This window comes from Actinomadura sp. NPDC049753 (genome assembly GCF_040674655.1).
GTDB classification, from domain to species: domain Bacteria; phylum Actinomycetota; class Actinomycetes; order Streptosporangiales; family Streptosporangiaceae; genus Spirillospora; species Spirillospora verrucosospora.
In genome coordinates this window covers 1-1,658 of record NZ_JBFARL010000444.1, presented here as the reverse complement: position 1 = coordinate 1,658, position 1,658 = coordinate 1, and the positions used below count along the sequence as shown (strand labels likewise).

The 1,658-nt window shown below is 73.3% G+C and carries 2 protein-coding genes; both read left to right on the top strand.

The genetic code is table 11. The annotated features are described in order from the left end of the window. Window positions 1-182 (top strand): hypothetical protein (locus AB0K37_RS42085; protein WP_363991830.1); only part of this gene is annotated, 182 nt, incomplete at its 5' end. Window positions 183-380: 198 nt separating this feature from the next. Beyond that, the gene (locus tag AB0K37_RS42080) at window positions 381-1,409 is read left to right on the top strand and encodes a chaplin family protein (RefSeq protein WP_363991827.1); all 1,029 of its coding nucleotides are present in this window, start codon (window positions 381-383) and stop codon (window positions 1,407-1,409) included. The last annotated feature ends 249 nt before the right edge of the window (window positions 1,410-1,658 follow it).

The following is a 1,658-nucleotide window of genomic DNA, read 5'->3' as shown; positions in this document are numbered from 1 at the left end:
CGTCCGGCCAGGACGCCCCGCGCGGCGGCGGCTCGGCGGGCGGGCACCCGTTCGCCCCGTTCGCCGACCTGCTGGACCGGCAGTACCCGGCGGCGCCGTCCGGCGCCGACCCCGGCACCATCCGCCGTACGGCGCTGCGCGACGTGGCCGCGCCCGGCGGCCCCTCCGTCGTCCCCGACTAGGACCCCCGCCCGGCCGCGAACGGCCGGGTCACGGCGGCCGCGTGCGCGACGCACGCCGCCCGCCCTCACCTCGATCTTTTCCGGAAACGCAACGGCCGCGCCTGGCCGCTGCCAGTCCTGCGCCCACCCGGACGGTGCCGCGCAGCGATCACCACCGATCACCACCGATTCGCAAAGAACCGACAGGAGCAACACATCATGCGTATCTGGTCCAGGAACACCGGCCGCGCCGCCCTGGTGGCCGCGAGCGCCCTTGCCGTCGGAGCCGCCTTCACCACCGCGGTCCCCGCCAACGCCGACGAGTCGTTCGGCGGCGGCTGGGGCGGCCACGAGCGCGGCCACGGCGGCGTCGACATGACCAGCGCCGGGAACTTCGGCCTGCTGAACGGCACCCAGGTGTTCGCGCCGATCAGCATCCCCATCAACGTCTGCGGCAACGCCATCGCGGTCGCCGGGCTCTCGCGGGCCCAGTGCAAGGGCGGAGCGTCCGTCAAGAGCAACCACCGGCACGCCGACTCGGGGTACCGGACGGCCGGCGACTGGGGCGGCGGCGGCTGGGGCGGCCACGAGCGCGGCCACGGCGGCGTCGACATGACCAGCGCCGGGAACTTCGGCCTGCTGAACGGCACCCAGGTGTTCGCGCCGATCAGCATCCCGATCGACGTCTGCGGCAACGCCGTCGCCGTCCTCGGCGCGGCGCAGGCCGCGTGCAAGGGCGGCGCGTCCGTCAAGCGGCACGGCGACCCCAAGGTGAAGATGACGAGCACCGGCAACTTCGGCGCCGGCAACGGCACCCAGGCCTACATCCCGGTCAAGGCCCCGATCAACGTGTGCGGCAACGCCGTCTCGCTGCTCGGCCTCGCGGAGGCGCAGTGCAAGGGCGGGGCGACCGTCGAGGAAGGGCACGGCCACAAGGAGCTGCCGCCCACCCTGCGGACGCCCAAGAAGAAGAAGCCGTACAAGCCGTCCAAGCACCGTCCGGCCGCCAAGCACAAGAAGCTGCCCTCGACGATGCGCTCGGAAGGCCAGCGCATCGCGAACACCGCCCCGAAGACCGCCCCGAACTACCGCCGCGCGGACGCCCTGCCCGCCGTCAAAGGGTTCGTGGACGGGCTCAGGCGCACCGTGAAGGTGCCCGGTGTGGACGTCAAGCCCGGCCAGATCGGCCCGAAGGCGCCCGCGGGCAAGGACGCGCCCGTCACCCTCGGTTCTCCGATCCTGCGCTGAGCACGTGTCGGCCTGGATGACGATCCGCGGCCGATGAACAGCGGAGAAGGGGCGGCAGACGTGCCGCCCCTTCCCCATGTCAGCAGAGTTCCGAGCTATGGAGAGGGAACCATGCTCGACCGAAAGTCCCTGTTCGCAGCAGCTCTCGCCGCGTGCTGCGCGGTGCCCGTCCTCGGCGCCGTGACCGGGGCGCGGGCACTGCGGTCCGCAGCGCGGTGTCGGCCAGGCCCTTGCGGGCGCCGTGCGTCG

Bases quoted from the DNA above. Each gene is read 5' to 3' on its own strand.
- AB0K37_RS42080 (WP_363991827.1), top strand. From the start codon at position 381: ATGCGTATCTGGTCCAGGAACACCGGCCGCGCCGCCCTGGTGGCCGCG.